Genomic DNA, 17,082 nt, shown 5'->3' with positions numbered 1-17,082 from the left:
GACAAAGTAGTTTCATGATTCATTTTTATAAGAGCATCTTTTATGGATGATGTTTTAATTATGCGGATTTGACGATCCTTTCCCATACTCTTTTTCATTAAAATAAGCGTGTAATCAACAATAAAAAAACACCCTCAATCAAGGGTGCGTCTAAATAACGATAAAAATTATGGAGCCGGATTTGGCTGCTGACAGTGAATCGCTTCAATACCTTTCAGTACGTCTTCAGATAAATCGATTTCAAAGGCCTGAATATTTTCTTTTAACTGATCCAGATTGGTGGCCCCAATAATAGTACTGGTTACAAAGAACTGCTGTTTGATAAAGGCCAAAGCCAATTGCGTCAAAGTCAGACCATGCTGCTCGGCCAGTTGTGCATATTGTTCGGTCGCCCATTCACTTTCAGGATTGCTATAGCGGCTAAAGCGCGAATATAAAGTAACCCGAGCATTGGCAGGACGCGCACCATGACGGAATTTACCGGTCAGATAACCGAATGCCAAAGGTGAATAAGCCAACAGGCCTACACCTTCGTATTTGGCAATTTCTGACATGCCCATTTCATAAGTACGATTCAATAAGCTATAGGGATTTTGCACACTGACAAACTTAGATAAACCGAGTTTTTCAGCCAAATGTAAAAATTTCATGGTGCCCCATGGGGTTTCATTGGACAGGCCGATATAACGAATGCGGCCTTTTTGAATCTCTTGATGTAAAGCGGTTAAGGTTTCTTCCAGATCTGTTACTGCACGATCTTCTGCCGCTTCTGCATTACCATAGCCCAGCTTGCCAAAGAAATTGGTTGGACGTTGCGGCCAGTGCAGCTGATATAAATCGATATAATCGGTTTGCAGACGTGCCAAGGACTGGTCAATCGCTGATGCAATTTCATCTGCAACGAAACGGGTTCTGCCATCCCGGATATGACTGCCGCCTTGTGAAGGACCGGCAATTTTTGAGGCCAGAAAAAGTTGGTCACGGCCACCGCGAGAGGCAATCCAGTTACCAATCATACGCTCGGTTGCACCTTGCGTTTCAGGTTTTGGCGGTACCGGGTACATTTCAGCAGTATCCCAGAAATACAGTCCCTGATCCAAAGCATAATCCAGTTGCTGAAAAGCCTCTTCCTGTGTGTTTTGCTCACCAAATGTCATGGTGCCCAAACAAATTTCCGGCAAAAGAATGCCTGTATCTGCCAATGGTCTGAACTGCATAAAAAAATATCCTTAAAATTTATCGGTCGTTTATTGCGATCACATGCGCTATAGCCTATCGGAATGATAAGGGGACTTAAATTATCTTTTCTAAAAAGCTTGTGCCAAATTGTTATGTTCGAATGAATTTGTGCTTTTAAAGTAGGGATAAAAAAAGCAAATCAGAAGATTTGCTTTTTTTTATTTTTGACTTATTCGTCTTCGAGCTCACCGGCACTGACCGTTTCTGGCTCCTCCAGAGAAACATCGAAAATCAGAATGGCTTTACCATCAGTTTCAATCATACCCTGTTCTTCAAGTGTCTTCAGTACACGGCCGACCATTTCGCGGGAACAACCGACAATACGGCCAATTTCCTGACGGGTAATACGAATCTGACGGCCATTTGGTAAAATCATCGCCTCAGGCTGAGAAGACAAGTCGATCAGGCAACGTGCAATACGGCCTGAAACATCAATGAATGCCAGATCAGTCACTTTACGTGTGGTATTTTTCAGACGGCGTACCAGCTGAGCAAATACCGCATAGCTCAGATCAGGATATTGCTTGCTGATTTCATGAAAATTTTCATAGGTGATTTCAGCAATTTCACACACATCACGTGTACGAACTTCTGCAGTACGTTGTGGATTTACCTCAAATAAACCCATTTCCCCAAAAAAGTCACCTGGATTTAAATATGCCACGACAATCTCACGATCATCATCTTCACGAAGAATGATGGATACAGACCCCTTCAAAATCAAATACAAAGATTTAGATTCTGATCCTGCATCAATGATCGTAGTACGTTTTGGATAACGATTAATATATGCACGTTTTAACAGTGCTTTCACGGATTCTGGTAATTGCCCCGGAGAAAGCGCATCTGTGCTCAATTGTGAAAAGTTTGAAGTCATGCTTACGGTTCCGAATATGGATAATGTATAGATCGCACAAGACCTAATGTGAACTTGTCACACAGTGGGATTGAAATTCCGTATCAACCCAATTTATGTTAGTGTACAGTTACTTGACAAATTTATAGCTTTTTTTAGGTAGTTGCAATGCAAACAAGCGTTCATTGGTTAGAGAATGTTGCTTTTGAAGCAAAAACTCAAAGTGGTCATACCATCATTATGGATGGTTCAGCGGAATATGGCGGTGAAAACCGTGGTCCCCGTCCAATGGAACTCCTTTTAACCGGTCTGGGTGGCTGTGCATCTTTTGATATTGTGACCATTTTAAAGAAAGCCCGTCAGGATATTAGCGATGTACGTTGTGAGTTAAAGGCTGAACGTGCGGATACAATTCCGGCAGTTTTCACGAAAATTCACTTACATTTTGTCGTGACAGGCAAAGCCATTAAAGAGAAACAGGTGGCAAAAGCCGTAGAACTTTCTGCAGAAAAGTATTGCTCTGCCAGCAAAATGCTTTCGGATGGCGGCGTTGAAATTACCCATGATTATGAAATTATCGAAGCAGAATAAACTTGCAATCTTCTAAAAATAGCAGCCTGAATGGCTGCTTTTTTATCCCAACAAATTGCCGGGAAAAATTTCTGAAGACTCTATCTGATTAAGTCCCTTGAACCAGGTAATGGGTGCCATCTTCAAAGATCAGAATATTGTCTGGAAATCTTAAAGCGCCAAGTCGATGTCTGAACGCGACGCCCTGCTGACGATCGAGATAGCGTTTGCCCACTGAATAGTCTACACAAAATACGTTTTGCTGTTGTCCATACCATTGCAGTGCATCGATCGATTTGAGTAAACCGGTTTTTTCTTCAGTGGGTTTAAAATTCCGCCAATAATGTCCGGTAATCACTGGAATTTGATCGGTATAACTGTCCCACCATGGCAACCGATCGATCATACGCCATCGGCCACCGGCGTAAATGGGTTGCACCGCGATCTGTTCTGCACCTGAAGTGATGACCCGAATTGGATTATGCATCTGCTCACGCAGCTCTTTTTCTGCGAGGTGTTGCAATAAAGGTAAAGTTGCAGCTGGGTCTTTGAACTGGTGTTGGTATTGTTGCTGTTCATTCTGTATTAATTCATTAATACCTAAGGCTTGCAAATCCAGCGCTGTATGCTCAACGAATTTAGCATAGGCTTCTCTGAGCGAATTGAAATGAGAATCACGTAATCGATCAATGGATTGCTGATGCCAGCAGGCATGTACCACACGCAGCTGCTCAGACTCGAGCGCCACCGGCAAGCGATTTAAAAAATCCAGAATCCACTTACGGTCTGTGGCTGAAGCCTGTATGGAATCAAAAGGTTTCAGATCATCCTGATGCGGTGAACCAAAAAACCAGCCATTGCCTTCCCGAAAAGTATCGGTCAACAGGTTCAATTCATGATTGCCAATGACACATTGTGCATAGCCTTCATCTACTAGCTGTTTGACCCGCTTGATCACCGCGACACTATCCTGCCCCCGATCACACAGATCACCAACAAAAATCAGTTTACGCTGTTCAGGATGACGACCGTGCCGGTCATAACCCAATACATGAATCAGTTGTTCCAGTGCTGCAATCTCGCCATGAATATCCCCAACGATATCCACGGGGCCAGTGAAAGCCTGTTGTATAAATGAATATTTCACTTATGCATCCTGAGTTAAAATGAAGCCAGATGAACATCCTTGGAGTATGCTTTAAATTTTTTTAGATCGGAATACAGAACACTAGATACTTTAAATAGTTCAGTTAAAATATGTCAGGTTTAAATAAAGATTTTTTATAAAATATATTTTATCTTGATTTTAAAATGACCTAAAAAATACCAGACATAATCCTTATATGCTTTAAGAGTTTAGTCTTGCTATTTTTTGTATTTTTGAGTGCAGGCTGGACTTTATGAAACAATTAAATTTATTACATTAAAATTAAGTCATAAAAAAGCCCATTCTTTGAATGGGCTTTTTTGAATCTTGGTAGGTATATCCAGACTCGAACTGGAGACCTCTACGATGTCAACGTAGCGCTCTAACCAACTGAGCTATACACCTAGAATGCATGGCATATTATAAATTTTTCTGACTGAAGACAAGTCTTTTCATTTGATTTTTAAACTATCAGCACAAGTTTTAAGCAAATACTTGAATTTTTTCAATTCTTGATCAGTAAGTTCTGCTCCTGAATAAAGATATTTTTCAAAAATCCGGATTGCCTCTATAAATGCAGACTGATTTTCGACCTTAACCTGTTGGGATAAACGCTGCATCCAGTGATGAAAAGTTTCAGCAGGCTGTTTTTTGAGATCGTCAGCTAAAGATTGATTCAACTGTTGGATAGCACGATCAAATGGGGATTGAGCCTGTCGGGCTTTTAGATAAATTCTGAGTCCATAGGCTAGAATCAGTAGTGCAATACTGCCGAGCAAAACGATAATACTCGAATAAGCCGAACTCAGACCTAATTTTGATAGCCAGTTCTGTTGCGATTCTGCATTATAACCCACCACCTTGCTTTGCCACTGGTAGCTGGCATAATCGCTCCAGACCCGCATCTTGGTCATCCACTGATTATTCTGCGATGTCCAGGTCGAATTATTTGACCAAACTCTTTCATCTTGAGACATCAGGTTTTGCATTCCGCCATCTATACGTTGTGGCGCAATCATGGCAGTCGGATCAAAGCGCTGCCATTTCTGATCTAACCAGACTTCTGTCCAGGCATGAGCATCCAGTTGCCGGACCTCCCAACTCTTACGATCCGGTGCCAGTTCTCCACCCTGATAACCAGTCACCACACGTGCAGGAATCCCGACATAACGCATCAGCATGACGAAACTCGATGCATAATGCTCACAAAACCCTTGCCGGGAGTTAAATAGAAATTCATCAATCCGGTTTTGTCCCAACTGGCCCGGTTTCAGGGTATAAACAAAGTTATTCTGCTGATACCAGTTGAGAACGTTCTGCACATAACGGCGTGGATCTTCAGCACTTTGCATATATAGGCGTTGTGCCAGCTGCTGCGCTTGAGGATCCAATCTGCGCTGTACCTGGCTATTGATTCGCGCAAGATATTGACCTACAGCCTGAGGATCATATTGTGTCCCAATCCACTGCAGCGGAATCGGTTCAACACGTTGCGTGAGTCGTCGCGGCACAATACTCCAGTCCTGACGGTTATAATAACGGCGCTCCACAGGTATTGATTTTTCCAGCCCCATGATCCAGAACACCGAAGGATCCGCAGCCAGATATTGATAGTTCCATCCAACCGGCACTGGCGAGCTATCCATGGGCTGTCGCATTAAAGGTTGCTGATTGACGAAACTGCTGGTCCAGCGTTGACCATCATATTCATCCAGTACCAAGGCGCGCCAATACAGCTCTGAACGCGGTGGGAGTTTACTGACATCACCGATAATCCGGAAAGCCAATGCACTAGACTGCGATAATTCAGCAATATCACCGGGCGACATGCTGTCGCTAATACCGGTCACACCTTTATTTTCTGGGATGGGAATATGCCAAAGTGGTGGCAAACGCGGGAAGAAAATAAACAGCAGGATAAAAAATGGAATGGCGTACAGGATAAACTTCGCTACATGCTTGGCATCCTGTTGTAAGGCGGCACGCTGGGTGGTCGGCTCCTGCTCAAACTCGCTGGTCTGAATCCGGTACAGGCCAATCAGACAGCTGATTAAACACAGCACAATCACGATCGCCATGCCAAATGACTGACTGTATAAAAATGAACTGGCAGCGACAAATAAGGCAAAATTAAACAAAATAATTAAGTCACGCCTGTTTTTACTTTCCAGTGATTTGGCAAATAAAAATGTCGATAAAACTGCCACTCCAGCTTCAACACCAATAAAGCTCTGATAACTTAAATAAATACTGCCCAGTGCCAAAACTGTGAGCAAGAAGGTGCCAATTTTAGGAAATGGCTGCTGACGTTTCAGATAAATCCAGATACACAGAATACTGATGGCGAAAATAATGCTGAGTAAAACCGGAATAAATGCCATTTGGGCGATGAGAATCAGGCTCAAGGTCAGTACAATCGAAGTACGGATTTTTGCATTGATCATTGCTTTATCTGCCTTAGGCCTGTGCCAATAACTGTTTGGCTTTACGCAGTTGCGCTTCACCTGCACCCTGTGGCAATTCGGCTTGGGGCAAATGCAGTGCATAAGCACATTGTTGTTGCTCGCATTGCTCGATCAGTCCCATCATAAATTCAAGTTTTTCTTCATGTGATTGCGTCGGCATATGTTCATAATGAATCTCGATACTGTGTTCATCCTGATACTGCTCAAAAACCTTGACATATAAGCCCTGTCCTCGGGCAAACTGCTTCCAGGATACCGACTGCAAGGAATCGCCAGTCTGGTAATTTCGCAGTTCGCGAAATTCATCCATATCTGGTTCAAAGCGGTTCAGATGGTATCTATTTTCTGCGCTAAAAACTTCTGCTTTGGGCGCAACCCAGGCAGTATGCTGATGATAAAGATAAGTCCAGGCCCGAACCAATCCAAAAGGATAAACCGAATATATTTGAATGACGGGATAATCAAATTTACCGCGTTGCTCTGCATAAAATGGCAGGATAAACTGCTGCTTCTGTGCATTCAGATAAACTTTGTGTAGCTGATTTCCAGCTTTAATATACAAATAATGTGGTCGAACTTGCTGCTGCTGAAAATACATTTGCAGATTCAGACTGTGTCCGACCTGCCCCACTTCATCCGCGATTAATTCAATCTTCAAGCCATGCAGCTGCTTAAACGTCAGATAAAAACTGATACACAGCACAGCACTGATTAAAAAGCAGAAACCTAAAATCAGATTGTTGGCATAATTCACCCCTGCCACAAAGGTGATCAAGATCAAGACTAGATACAGATAGCCCTGCTGATAAATAAATACCAAGACGTCTTTCTGCGAGAGCTGTTTCTGCTGTGAAAATTGAAAGCGTTTGGCCAGCCATTCTTGCCAGGTTTTATCCAAGAGAGGACTCCTTTAGCTGACCGCAACCTGTTGCATGACATTCAAAGTTTCAGCTTCACTCAAACCCAGACGATGTGAAGTCACCGCCACAAATACGGCCTGTACGTCATCCGCTGTGACAAAGGCACGTTGCTGAATCAGCGCATGCGCTTGTGCTGCACGCTTGAGTGCCAATAAACCACGGGTGGACAGGCCATGACGGTTCTTGCGGGTTTCTTCCGCCAGATCCAGCAGATATTCCTGAATCGCTTCACTCATAAAGACCTGATGCGCCAGACTTTGCAGATCCAGAATTTCATCTTCAGTAAAAATATGCGCCAGACTGGCAATCAGGGCAAAACGGGATTCCTGCTGTAATAACAGCTTCTCGGCATGACGCGATGGATAACCCAAAGACAAACGCATCAGAAAACGATCCAGCTGCGATTCCGGCAAGGCATAAGTGCCGCTTTGAAACAGCGGGTTCTGTGTGGCAATCACCCAGAACGGTTTTGGCAAGGCATAGCGTACGCCATCGATGGTGGCATAGCCCTCTTCCATGGCTTCAAGTAAGGCACTCTGGGTTTTGGGGCTACAACGGTTAATTTCATCTGCCAGTAAAATCTGGGTAAAAATAGGGCCCTGTTTAAACTCGAACTGATGCTCTTTCTGGTTAAACATGTTAATGCCGATGACATCGCTGGCCAGCATATCGTTGGTAAATTGAATCCGCTGGAACTTCAACCCTGCCAGATGTGCCAGACTACTCGCCAATGTGGTTTTCCCCAGACCCGGTAAATCCTCAAATAGAACATGACCACCTGCAATCAGACAGCACAGCGCCAACTTGGTCTGGGCCTGCTTGTCCAGTACGATGGCATTGACCTCTTCAAAAAAATGCTGGATCTTGGGCGCATAACTTGCAATCTTTTGTTCAAGCACAGTATTGAGATGTGCAGTATCGTTATTTTCCTTTTGTTTCATGCCCCAGATCACACTAATTTTCCTAATAAAACACGGTCTAGGATTAACATACACTGAAATTTTAATTTCCCCAAAAGATCAATTCTCTATCTGTGTAACTGAATGAGAATACCCGCGACAAAATGGCAAAAATTCAAATAAAAATAGGTGGGTTTTATCAAGTACGGAGAAAATGGCAACATAGAAAACAGGCAAAAAAACCGGTTCAAGAAGAAATCATTTTTTCTTCGAGTGCGAGTATTAATACCTCGTATACATTTTATTTATGATAGTTAAAACACCATACTTAAAAGGTATGCAGATTTATTTTTATCCTGGATTTGAATCAAGAATATTCTGAAACAACTGAGTGAATGAAATGAGAGGTCATTCGCTCGGCCATTTTTAAGACCGATATTTAGGCATAAAAAAGCGCCCCGAAAGGCGCTTGTTTTACTCAATGATTAACACGGACACTTTTTCATCCCGCCGCCTGCCGATGGATAACGCGAATCCACACAGTGACGATAAAATGTTTTCGGGTCCATCGCTTCCAGGTCTGGATGATGCTTGCGCATATGCTCCACATAGGTCTGGTAATCTGGCACCCCAACCATCAGGCGGAAACTTTGCTGCAAGCGTTGCCACAAGGTCGCAATACGTGACCAGTTTTTCGGATTCAGAATCAAATCCTTTTGTGACATCACGGTCATTTTGATGATTTTATAAATCATGGTTTTTCCGCTTTTGGCAAATTTCAGATTCATAAGACTCTCCTTAATGACCTTTCGCTGGCTGAATGTCTTCAGGATCGCGATAGATGGCTTCCGCTTCATGCACAGAAGGATTCGGATCTGCTAAAGCACGACGAATCACGCGAATCGCGGCGAACAGCATCACAAAAGCAACGATCATAAAAAAGGCACAAAGTGCGGCATTAATCTGATTCGACATGGCCACAGTCTGCATTTCTGCAATACTTTTAGCCGGCGCCAGGATTTCATTATTGGCGATGGCCGTATTGAAACGATCAGCTTGTGCCAGGAAACCAATCTTCGGATTTTCGTGGAAAATCTTCTGCCAGCCGGCAGTCATGGAAGTAATGAACAGGAAAACGGTCGGGATAATGGTGACCCAGACATATTTCTGTTTTTTCATTTTGAACAGAATGACTGTACCGAGAATGAGCGCCATCGCAGCCAGAATCTGGTTACCAATACCAAATAGCGGCCATAAGCTGTTAATGCCGCCGAGTGGATCGACCACGCCCTGATAGACGAAGAAGCCCCAACCTGCGACTGCAACCGCAGTACCCAGCAAGTTACCAAAGAAATTATGCGAGTTTTTCACCGCAGGAATCACGATGCCGACTGTATCCTGCACCATAAAGCGACAGGCACGCGTACCGGCATCTACCGCTGTCAGAATGAATAGAGCTTCAAACAGAATCGCAAAGTGATACCAGAACGCCATCATTTCACGGCTATTAAAAATTTCCGTGATGATATGCGCCATACCAATCGCAAAAGTCGGTGCACCACCTGTACGTGACAGAATCGAGTTTTCACCGACTTCTTGAGCCAATAAAGTCAAGGCTTCAGGAGTTACCACAAAACCAAGGGTACGCACTGCTTCTGCCGCACTTTCTGCGGTAGTCCCGAGTAAGGCGGCTGGCGAGTTAATCGCAAAATAAATTCCCGGATCCAGAACTGCGGCACAGATCAAAGCCATGATCGCCACAAAAGATTCCATCAACATACCGCCATAACCGATCACACGGATATCGCGTTCGTTATTGACCAGTTTCGGTGTCGTTCCCGAAGAGACCAGGGCATGGAAACCGGAAATCGCACCACAGGCAATGGTAATGAACAGGAATGGGAACATGGAGCCTGCAAATACCGGGCCTGTACCATCAATAAACTTGGTCACCGCTGGCAGTTTCATTTCAGGCATGGCAAACAGAATACCAATCGCCAGACCGGCAATTACACCAATTTTCAAGAAAGTGGATAGATAATCACGTGGCGCAAGCAACAGCCACACCGGCAATACTGATGCAATAAATCCATAGATGATCAATGCCCAGGTCAGCTCAGTTCCCGATAGTGTGAAGAACGGCCCCCAGTAAGGATGTTGCGCGATGTTTTCACCGTAGATGATCCCGAGCATCATCAATACAAAACCAATAATCGACACTTCTGCAATTTTACCCGGACGGATAAAACGCATATACACGCCCATAAAGATCGCAATCGGAATCGTGGCAGCAATACTGAACACGCCCCACGGACTATTGGTCAAGGCTTTGACGACCACCAGTGCCAACACCGCCAGGATGATAATCATCACACCCAAGGCACCCAGCATGACGATAATACCGGCAAAGGTGCCGAGTTCCTGCTTGGCCATTTCACCGAGTGAACGACCGTCACGACGGGTCGAAATAAACAGCACCAGAAAATCCTGTACCGCACCGGCCAGTACTACACCGACCAAGAGCCAGATGGTTCCGGGCAAATAACCCATTTGCGCGGCCAGGATCGGACCGACCAGCGGGCCTGCACCGGCAATTGCAGCAAAGTGATGGCCAAACAAAACACTTTTATTGGTTGGCACATAGTCCAGACCATCGGCCAGACGATGCGCAGGGGTTAAACGGCGCTCATTCAGCTCGAATACTTTGGTGGCAATAAACAAGCTATAGAAACGGTAAGCAATGCTATAGACACAGGCAGCTGCCAGTACCAGCCAGACTGCATTGACATGCTCACCCCGACTCAGGGCCAGCACTCCAAAGGAGACTGCACCCACTATGGCTACCAAAAGCCAAATTATTTTCGAAGTCAGCGTGGACTTCTTTTGTAAAGTTTCCATTCAATCCCTCATATTGTGATGCATACAAATCAGCGCGGTTGTTGTTGTTCGAAGTACTGCTGTTTTCCCTTGCGACTTTACGCCTGTTCTTTTCACTTTCCTCTAAGACTTTGGCATAAAAAAAGGGATGATCTAGATCATCCCTCTCGATAATAGTCTATTTTAAAACCATTATGCACGTTCTAAATAATCACCAGTACGGGTATCTACACGAACGCTTTCTTCTTGCTGTACGAATAATGGAACACGTACCACAGCACCTGTTTCAAGTTTCGCCGGCTTACCGCCACCGCCAGAAGTATCACCACGAACGCCTGGATCAGTTTCAACGATTTTAAGTACCACGAAGTTCGGTGGAGTCACGTTTAACGGCACGCCATTGAACAGCATAATGGTACATTTTTCATTTGAATCGTCTTTTAACCATTTTGCAGCATCGCTCATCGCTGTTTTATCAGCTGCGATCTGTTCAAACGATACAGGATCCATAAAGTTCCACATTTCGCCATCGTTGTACAAGTATTCCATTTCTACTTCAACGATATCAGCCGCTTCTAGGTTCTCGCCTGATTTGAATGTTTTTTCCAGAACTTTACCTGATTTAAGGTTACGTAATTTTACGCGGTTGAAGGCTTGGCCTTTACCTGGTTTTACGTATTCGTTTTCCATGATTGAACATGGGTTACCATCAAGCATAACCTTAAGGCCTGACTTGAAATCATTCGTAGAATAATAGGCCATGACTGGCGCACTCCAAACTTACTAACTTTAATCTATCGATGCTAAGGGCTGTTGCAATGTCATTTAGCAAGTCTGACACGAACATTAAGTTGCCACATGCACATTCATTTAATGTTACGTATTCTAAATGAGCAATGGCGCTCGCCGCAATGAAAAATTCCGCTTTCAGCCCTTCACACTGCCTAAGTTAGCATCAGGCATGAAAATCCTTTGTTTATTCATGTCTTGCTGGACGCTAAAATGCCATCCGGCTGTCATCATTTTTGACATATAGTCATGACGACAAATTTTATCGCACAGCAGATTATTCTGGTTCTCGACAAACTGTTAAACTGCAACCCTCTGGCCTTGCCCTCCCACTTCTACTGTTAATCTTCCAGCATGACGAATTATTTATATCAAGAACAAAACTGGCAATCACAGCTTAGCGACCTGATTACCGATCCGCACGAACTGCTTGAACTGCTACAACTCGCCCCAGCGCAGCTGCTCTCAGGTGCCATTTTGGCCAGTGAACAGTTCAAATTACGCGTGCCACGTGCTTTTGTCGGCAAAATACAGTCAGGCAATCCTTTAGACCCGCTACTGTTACAAGTCCTGCCGCATCATCTGGAGCTGGAAGATCATCCGGGATTTGTTACCGATCCCTTGGGCGAAGAGCAGGCCAATCAGCAGCCCGGCGTATTACATAAATATAAATCACGTTTCTTGCTGACGCTGACCGGTGCCTGTGCCGTGCATTGTCGTTACTGTTTCCGCCGGCATTTTCCTTATCAGGACAACCTGCCTAAAAATGAAGACTGGATCAATATCAAGCAATATCTGCAAAGCCAGCCTGATATTAATGAAGTGATTCTGAGCGGTGGTGATCCACTGACCTTATCCAACCGGAAATTGCAACTCTGGATCGAGCGGCTAGAATCTCTACCACAGCTCAAATTTTTAAGAATACATTCACGAGTTCCCATTGTGATCCCTAACCGGGTGGACGAAGAGCTACTTAGCATGTTAAAAAACAGTAGGCTACGTATTATTCTGGTGGTACACTCCAACCATGCATCGGAGCTGGATGACTTCACCTGCAAGCGTTTGAACCAGTTGGTTCAACAACAGATTACTGTGCTGAATCAGACAGTTTTATTAAAAGGTGTGAATGATTCTGCTCAGGTTTTGACAGATTTAAGCTATCGCTTGTTTGATGCCGGGGTGATGCCGTATTATTTACATGTACTTGATAAAGTAAAAGGTGCACATCATTTTGATTTACCACCTGATGACATTTATGAGATTTATACTGAAGTTTTAGCGAACCTTCCGGGGTATTTGGTTCCTAAACTGGTTCGAGAAATAGCGGGCGAGAACAATAAGACACCGCTTTTTGGGGTTTCAACATTTTTGAGTTAAATAATAAAGATGAGCAAGCATACGTCCGACATTTTTCAGACACCGACGGAACTCACACGGGATCAGCTGAGCTTTTGCCCGACGACTGCCAAAGCTTTGCAAGAGTGGGTTTCCGGTATTTCAATTTTGCAACTGGGAAATTCATCCAAATCCCTGTTTAATGCCTTATTAGAAATTTCTGAGCTGAAATGCACAGAAACCCTGCGCTTTGACCTGATTCAGGTCTTGCATCCGACCCTTGAAAATGTTCTGACCAGTCTGGAAAAGCATTTTGTCAATCAGGGGCTGATTACTTCGGATCGTAACGATCAAATCATTGAACTGGCCATGCTGCTGCGTAGCCATTTTGCCAAAATTTATATTGATATCGTCAAACGCTGTAATCATCAACTAACCCATCAAAAATTTTCCCTGTTTTCTCTGGGTAAAAAGAAAAGCATTCAAACCGCGCGTATGGTGTCGATTTATTATGCTTTGCAACAGCTCAGCCTGCTGTTATATCAACAACATATGTTATATAGCACACCGGGTATGGGACAATGGTTGGCTGCACATCAACTGCTTGAATGTGCAATCGAAAATAATTTCTACCAAAGCAATATCAATCAGGTTTTAGGCACCCAGCACGAGATCCAGAATATTGCACATGCTTATGCTCAACTGATTTTACTGGATATTTTTAATACCCATCAGATTCGCCCTGCAGAAATTCAGGGGCTGTACCTATGCAGTTTTGACTGGGCCAAACTGGTGCAGATTCTGCCGAAAGAAACCACACTTTCGCGCTATGTAGTCGACGCCAGCAAAGATCACCCCCCGATCTTTAATTCGCATCAGGGTGAACATTTTCAGCCAAGCTTCTATATTTCCACCCAGAATCTGATGGAACATTTGACCCATACTCAAAGCAAAAATGCCCAGTATCTGTCGCGTAATGAAAAACTGTTCCTGACCCCTGCACTACATTTTCATATCTATAATCTGCTCTCGAATAATATCGAACGCCGTCACGAACGTTATGAATATTCAGCCCAGATCAATATCTGCTTTGGCTTGACGGTGGCACATTTTTATCTATCCAAAGGTAAAAACTTTAACGAGACCCTGGAACTTGAGGCCAATTATAATTTCCAGAGTGAAAGCAGTTTTGTCAGCTCAATGGAAAATGCCATTCCAAGTGGTTTTAGCAGCATCAAGGCCCTCGATCGCGAAACCAAACAGATTCATAGTGCTGAAGTTCTGGATATTAGTGTCAATGGTTACCGGATTAAATGGACTGGTATTACCCCTGCCAATCTGAAAACCGGTGAATTTATTCTGGTTCAGGAAAAATCACAGCGTCAGTGGCGTGGTGGTGTGATTCGCTGGATCAAGCAATCGACCGACAAGAGTCTGGAAATTGGCCTGGAAGTTCTGGCTCAGGAATTATTCCCTTGCGCGGCTTATAGCCGTACCGAACGCCATCATGTCAATTATCAGCCTGCACTGCTGGTAAAAATGACGCAACTGGATCAGGTCACGACCAGTGTGATTGTCTCTGGTTCACAGATGTTTAGGGAAAAACAAACCATTCATTTACGCCTCGGTCAGAAAGAATTAAAAATCTATCTGACCAAAGCACAACTGATTACGCAGAGTTTTATCCGTTTTGATTATGAATTATTGAATGATCAAGAAGAAGAAATGATAGAAAACTTTATCGGTCAGCACATGAATGAAAGCAGAAATCATGATTTATGGGAAGCATTGAAGTGAGAAATCCATTATTGTCTAAAAAGTTAAAACGTACCGAAACACGTTTACTGATTATTGATGATAATCAAATTAGATATAACCAAATCCGTGATCTTCTGACCAGCAATGACTATCAGGTTGATGCTGTCCTGCTTGATGATTTGCAATCTTTTGAAAAACAGTTAAATTTTAACTGGGATCTGATTATCTTTGGCCGTGCTTATGATCTGAAATATGAACAGGCCTTAAGTCTGGTGCGTCTTTCCCAGCAGCCTCATCTGCCGATGATTTTGCTTAAACCGGATGACTATCAGGCTGAACACTATGCCCAGTATATTCATAAAGGAATTTATGACATTCTCAATTTTGACTACCTGGAACGCTTTTATGTGGGACTGGTTCGGGCATTGTCATTTAGCCGTGTATCGCAGACTCAGCAACATTTGCTCAATGAACTGGAAGCAGCACAAAGTCAGACACAATCCTTAGTCGAAGATAGTAACCGTGCCATCGCAACCATTCAAGAAGGGATTCATATTCAGGCCAATGCAGACTATCTGAAACTGTTTGGCTTACAAAGTGAAGACGAGATTATTGGCCTGCCGCTGCTAGATCTATTACAACCTTCTGATCTAAACGACTTTAAAACACGTTTCAAAAAGATTTCTCAAGGCCAGGTCGATTTAGGCCGGGTTGAAATCCACTCTCTTAATCCGCGTGTCGCCGCATCTAAGCCATTAAAACTGGAATTCTTGCCATCCAGCGCTGAAGAAGATGCACTACAAATTACTATTGATACTCAGGCTCAAGCAGGCAATACCGAGAAGCCGGCCGGAAAACCGAGTACTTTCCAGCTCCTTAAACGTGAAATAACCAAACAGTCCGCACCTGTAAATGCCATGGTAACTTTCTCTTTAAGTTCCTATGAACCAGAAGTTCTACAGTCTGAGTGGACGACGTTTAGTGGATATTTCAAAGCTGTTAAAGAATTCCTCAAAGAACAAACCCATGTTCCATTATTTAAGCTGGAATATGACGTCCTTGTCGGTCTGTTCCAGGCAGATTCCAAAGCAATTCTTGAATCCAAACTGATCGGATTAAATGCGCTCAGCAAGCCGCAATTAGTGACAGTGGGACAAAATTCGTTCCCGCTCAATTTACGCATGGGTTATGTGGTTCTGGAACAGGGTTTAAATGATGAAGCGCACTGCAATGAACTGATTGCACGAGCCTTCTCTACGTCTTTACCTCAAGCAGAAGTAGCACCTGAATTTGTACTAGATATTCCTGCTTCACTGAGCAACCAGCCATCTCTAGAAATGCCGCAGATCGATTTTAGTGTGGCTGAAACACCAATCGAAAGCCCAACAGTTGCGGCGATCAGTCCAGCAGTCAGCTCTATTCCTGCGGCGACACCTCATATCCTGAAAGCTTTGAGTGAATGTCTGGATCGTGGTGAAATCCATTTAAAATATCAGCAGTTGTATGATAAAGAAGATACCCGCCTTTATACTTATGAAGTGACCAGCGGCTTCATTTATGAGAATAAATGGCAGGATATTTCTACACTCCTTGAACTGCATGAAGATGATGAGCTGTCGATTAAACTGGATCGCTGGATTCTGGTTGAAGCCAGTAAACAGTTGCACAACTTTATTACCCAGTATCCGGATGCGACCTTAATCGTGAATTTGAACCGTGCGGTACTCTTTAAAGACCGTAGCTTCCCGGAATTTATTTCCAAGCTGATTACGATTATTCGCAGCAAAGTCCGACATCCGCTGATCCTGCAATTCTCTGAAGAAGATATTCTGCTGAATCAACAGGATGCGCAGAAATATCTACGTGTTCTGCATGAACATGGCGCGCTGATTGCGCTGCGTGATTTTGGTCAATCGATGTATGGTCCGAATTTGCTGCGTGAGCTGGAAATAGATGGTGTCAGCTTGCATTCCAGCTTGACCCAGATGCTGAATAACGAGACTGGAGTCGAGCAGCTGCAGGAAAAAATCACCAGCTATAATGATATCAAACCGCTGAATATTCTGGTCCGCGAATTAAATGATATGACCCTGTTCGCCAATGCCTGGAATGTTGATGCCCGCTTTATTCAAGGGGATTATTTCCAGAAAAAACTCGATCACCTGATTGATGTACAAGAGCATTAAATAGTTATATGCCTGCCATGCGGTTATTTTCCAAATGGCAG

The 17,082-nt window shown here is 43.8% G+C and carries 13 protein-coding genes and 1 tRNA gene; 4 read left to right on the top strand and 10 right to left on the bottom strand.

Annotation, left to right across the window (positions count from 1 at the left end; all coding sequences use genetic code 11):
* Positions 1-167: 167 nt before the first annotated feature.
* On the bottom strand, positions 168-1,217 hold the full coding sequence (locus FTU95_RS01520; RefSeq protein WP_180050001.1) for an NADP(H)-dependent aldo-keto reductase: 1,050 nt from the start codon (positions 1,215-1,217) through the stop codon (positions 168-170).
* Between the two features lie 191 nt (positions 1,218-1,408).
* Positions 1,409-2,116 carry a cAMP-activated global transcriptional regulator CRP gene (gene crp, locus FTU95_RS01515; protein WP_005171629.1) on the bottom strand — a complete coding sequence of 236 codons (708 nt, stop codon included), beginning with the start codon at positions 2,114-2,116 and terminating at the stop codon, positions 1,409-1,411.
* Positions 2,117-2,263: 147 nt separating this feature from the next.
* On the opposite strand from crp, the gene FTU95_RS01510 reads away from it, so the two are divergent.
* On the top strand, positions 2,264-2,686 hold the full coding sequence (locus FTU95_RS01510; RefSeq protein ID WP_005171632.1) for an OsmC family protein: 423 nt from the start codon (positions 2,264-2,266) through the stop codon (positions 2,684-2,686).
* A gap of 88 nt (positions 2,687-2,774) precedes the next feature.
* Here the strand turns inward: FTU95_RS01510 and FTU95_RS01505 are convergent, their stop codons facing one another.
* The 8 genes from FTU95_RS01505 to efp form a co-directional block, all read right to left on the bottom strand.
* Complete coding sequence (locus FTU95_RS01505) at positions 2,775-3,812, bottom strand: metallophosphoesterase (protein WP_100329807.1); 1,038 nt, start codon at positions 3,810-3,812, stop codon at positions 2,775-2,777.
* A gap of 328 nt (positions 3,813-4,140) precedes the next feature.
* Positions 4,141-4,217: transfer RNA gene (locus FTU95_RS01500), tRNA-Val, on the bottom strand.
* Positions 4,218-4,264: 47 nt separating this feature from the next.
* Positions 4,265-6,256, bottom strand: coding sequence for a DUF3488 and transglutaminase-like domain-containing protein (locus tag FTU95_RS01495; RefSeq protein ID WP_180077309.1), 1,992 nt, complete (start codon positions 6,254-6,256; stop codon positions 4,265-4,267).
* A gap of 13 nt (positions 6,257-6,269) precedes the next feature.
* A complete protein-coding gene (locus FTU95_RS01490; RefSeq protein WP_005171639.1) occupies positions 6,270-7,175 on the bottom strand; it encodes a DUF58 domain-containing protein in 906 nt (301 codons plus the stop codon).
* Positions 7,176-7,187: 12 nt separating this feature from the next.
* Positions 7,188-8,150, bottom strand: a complete 963-nt coding sequence (locus FTU95_RS01485; protein ID WP_005096506.1) for a MoxR family ATPase — start codon at positions 8,148-8,150, stop codon at positions 7,188-7,190.
* Positions 8,151-8,581: 431 nt separating this feature from the next.
* Positions 8,582-8,884, bottom strand: coding sequence for a YbdD/YjiX family protein (locus FTU95_RS01480; protein ID WP_005096505.1), 303 nt, complete (start codon positions 8,882-8,884; stop codon positions 8,582-8,584).
* A 10-nt stretch (positions 8,885-8,894) separates the two neighbouring features.
* Positions 8,895-10,994 (bottom strand): carbon starvation CstA family protein, encoded by a 2,100-nt coding sequence (locus tag FTU95_RS01475; RefSeq protein WP_005171642.1) that lies wholly within the window; start codon positions 10,992-10,994, stop codon positions 8,895-8,897.
* A gap of 171 nt (positions 10,995-11,165) precedes the next feature.
* A complete protein-coding gene (gene efp / locus FTU95_RS01470; protein WP_005171644.1) occupies positions 11,166-11,735 on the bottom strand; it encodes an elongation factor P in 570 nt (189 codons plus the stop codon).
* Between the two features lie 381 nt (positions 11,736-12,116).
* Between efp and epmB the strand changes: the two genes are divergently transcribed.
* From epmB to FTU95_RS01455, 3 genes are read left to right on the top strand one after another with little or no spacing between them, the layout of a single operon-like run.
* Positions 12,117-13,139: an EF-P beta-lysylation protein EpmB gene (gene epmB / locus FTU95_RS01465; RefSeq protein ID WP_180077307.1), complete on the top strand. Its 1,023-nt coding sequence runs from the start codon at positions 12,117-12,119 to the stop codon at positions 13,137-13,139.
* Between the two features lie 9 nt (positions 13,140-13,148).
* The gene (locus FTU95_RS01460) at positions 13,149-14,894 is read left to right on the top strand and encodes a hypothetical protein (RefSeq protein WP_005096498.1); all 1,746 of its coding nucleotides are present in this window, start codon (positions 13,149-13,151) and stop codon (positions 14,892-14,894) included.
* Positions 14,876-17,041, top strand: a complete 2,166-nt coding sequence (locus FTU95_RS01455) for an EAL domain-containing protein (RefSeq protein ID WP_005171650.1) — start codon at positions 14,876-14,878, stop codon at positions 17,039-17,041. Before FTU95_RS01460 ends, FTU95_RS01455 begins: the two co-directional genes overlap by 19 nt.
* Positions 17,042-17,082: the final 41 nt, after the last annotated feature.

Source organism: Acinetobacter sp. YH12208, assembly GCF_013418055.1.
GTDB lineage: Bacteria > Pseudomonadota > Gammaproteobacteria > Pseudomonadales > Moraxellaceae > Acinetobacter > Acinetobacter pseudolwoffii.
Note: the sequence above shows the minus strand (reverse complement) of the source record. Positions and strands in the feature narration are given on the sequence as shown.

Excerpts from the sequence above, each read along its gene's own strand:
- FTU95_RS01520 (WP_180050001.1), bottom strand. The coding sequence starts at position 1,217 with ATGCAGTTCAGACCATTGGCAGATACAGGCATTCTTTTGCCGGAAATT.
- crp (WP_005171629.1), bottom strand. The coding sequence starts at position 2,116 with ATGACTTCAAACTTTTCACAATTGAGCACAGATGCGCTTTCTCCGGGG.
- FTU95_RS01510 (WP_005171632.1), top strand. The coding sequence starts at position 2,264 with ATGCAAACAAGCGTTCATTGGTTAGAGAATGTTGCTTTTGAAGCAAAA.
- FTU95_RS01495 (WP_180077309.1), bottom strand. The coding sequence starts at position 6,256 with ATGATCAATGCAAAAATCCGTACTTCGATTGTACTGACCTTGAGCCTG.
- FTU95_RS01480 (WP_005096505.1), bottom strand. The coding sequence starts at position 8,884 with ATGAATCTGAAATTTGCCAAAAGCGGAAAAACCATGATTTATAAAATC.
- FTU95_RS01475 (WP_005171642.1), bottom strand. The coding sequence starts at position 10,994 with ATGGAAACTTTACAAAAGAAGTCCACGCTGACTTCGAAAATAATTTGG.
- efp (WP_005171644.1), bottom strand. The coding sequence starts at position 11,735 with ATGGCCTATTATTCTACGAATGATTTCAAGTCAGGCCTTAAGGTTATG.
- epmB (WP_180077307.1), top strand. The coding sequence starts at position 12,117 with ATGACGAATTATTTATATCAAGAACAAAACTGGCAATCACAGCTTAGC.
- FTU95_RS01460 (WP_005096498.1), top strand. The coding sequence starts at position 13,149 with ATGAGCAAGCATACGTCCGACATTTTTCAGACACCGACGGAACTCACA.
- FTU95_RS01455 (WP_005171650.1), top strand. The coding sequence starts at position 14,876 with ATGGGAAGCATTGAAGTGAGAAATCCATTATTGTCTAAAAAGTTAAAA.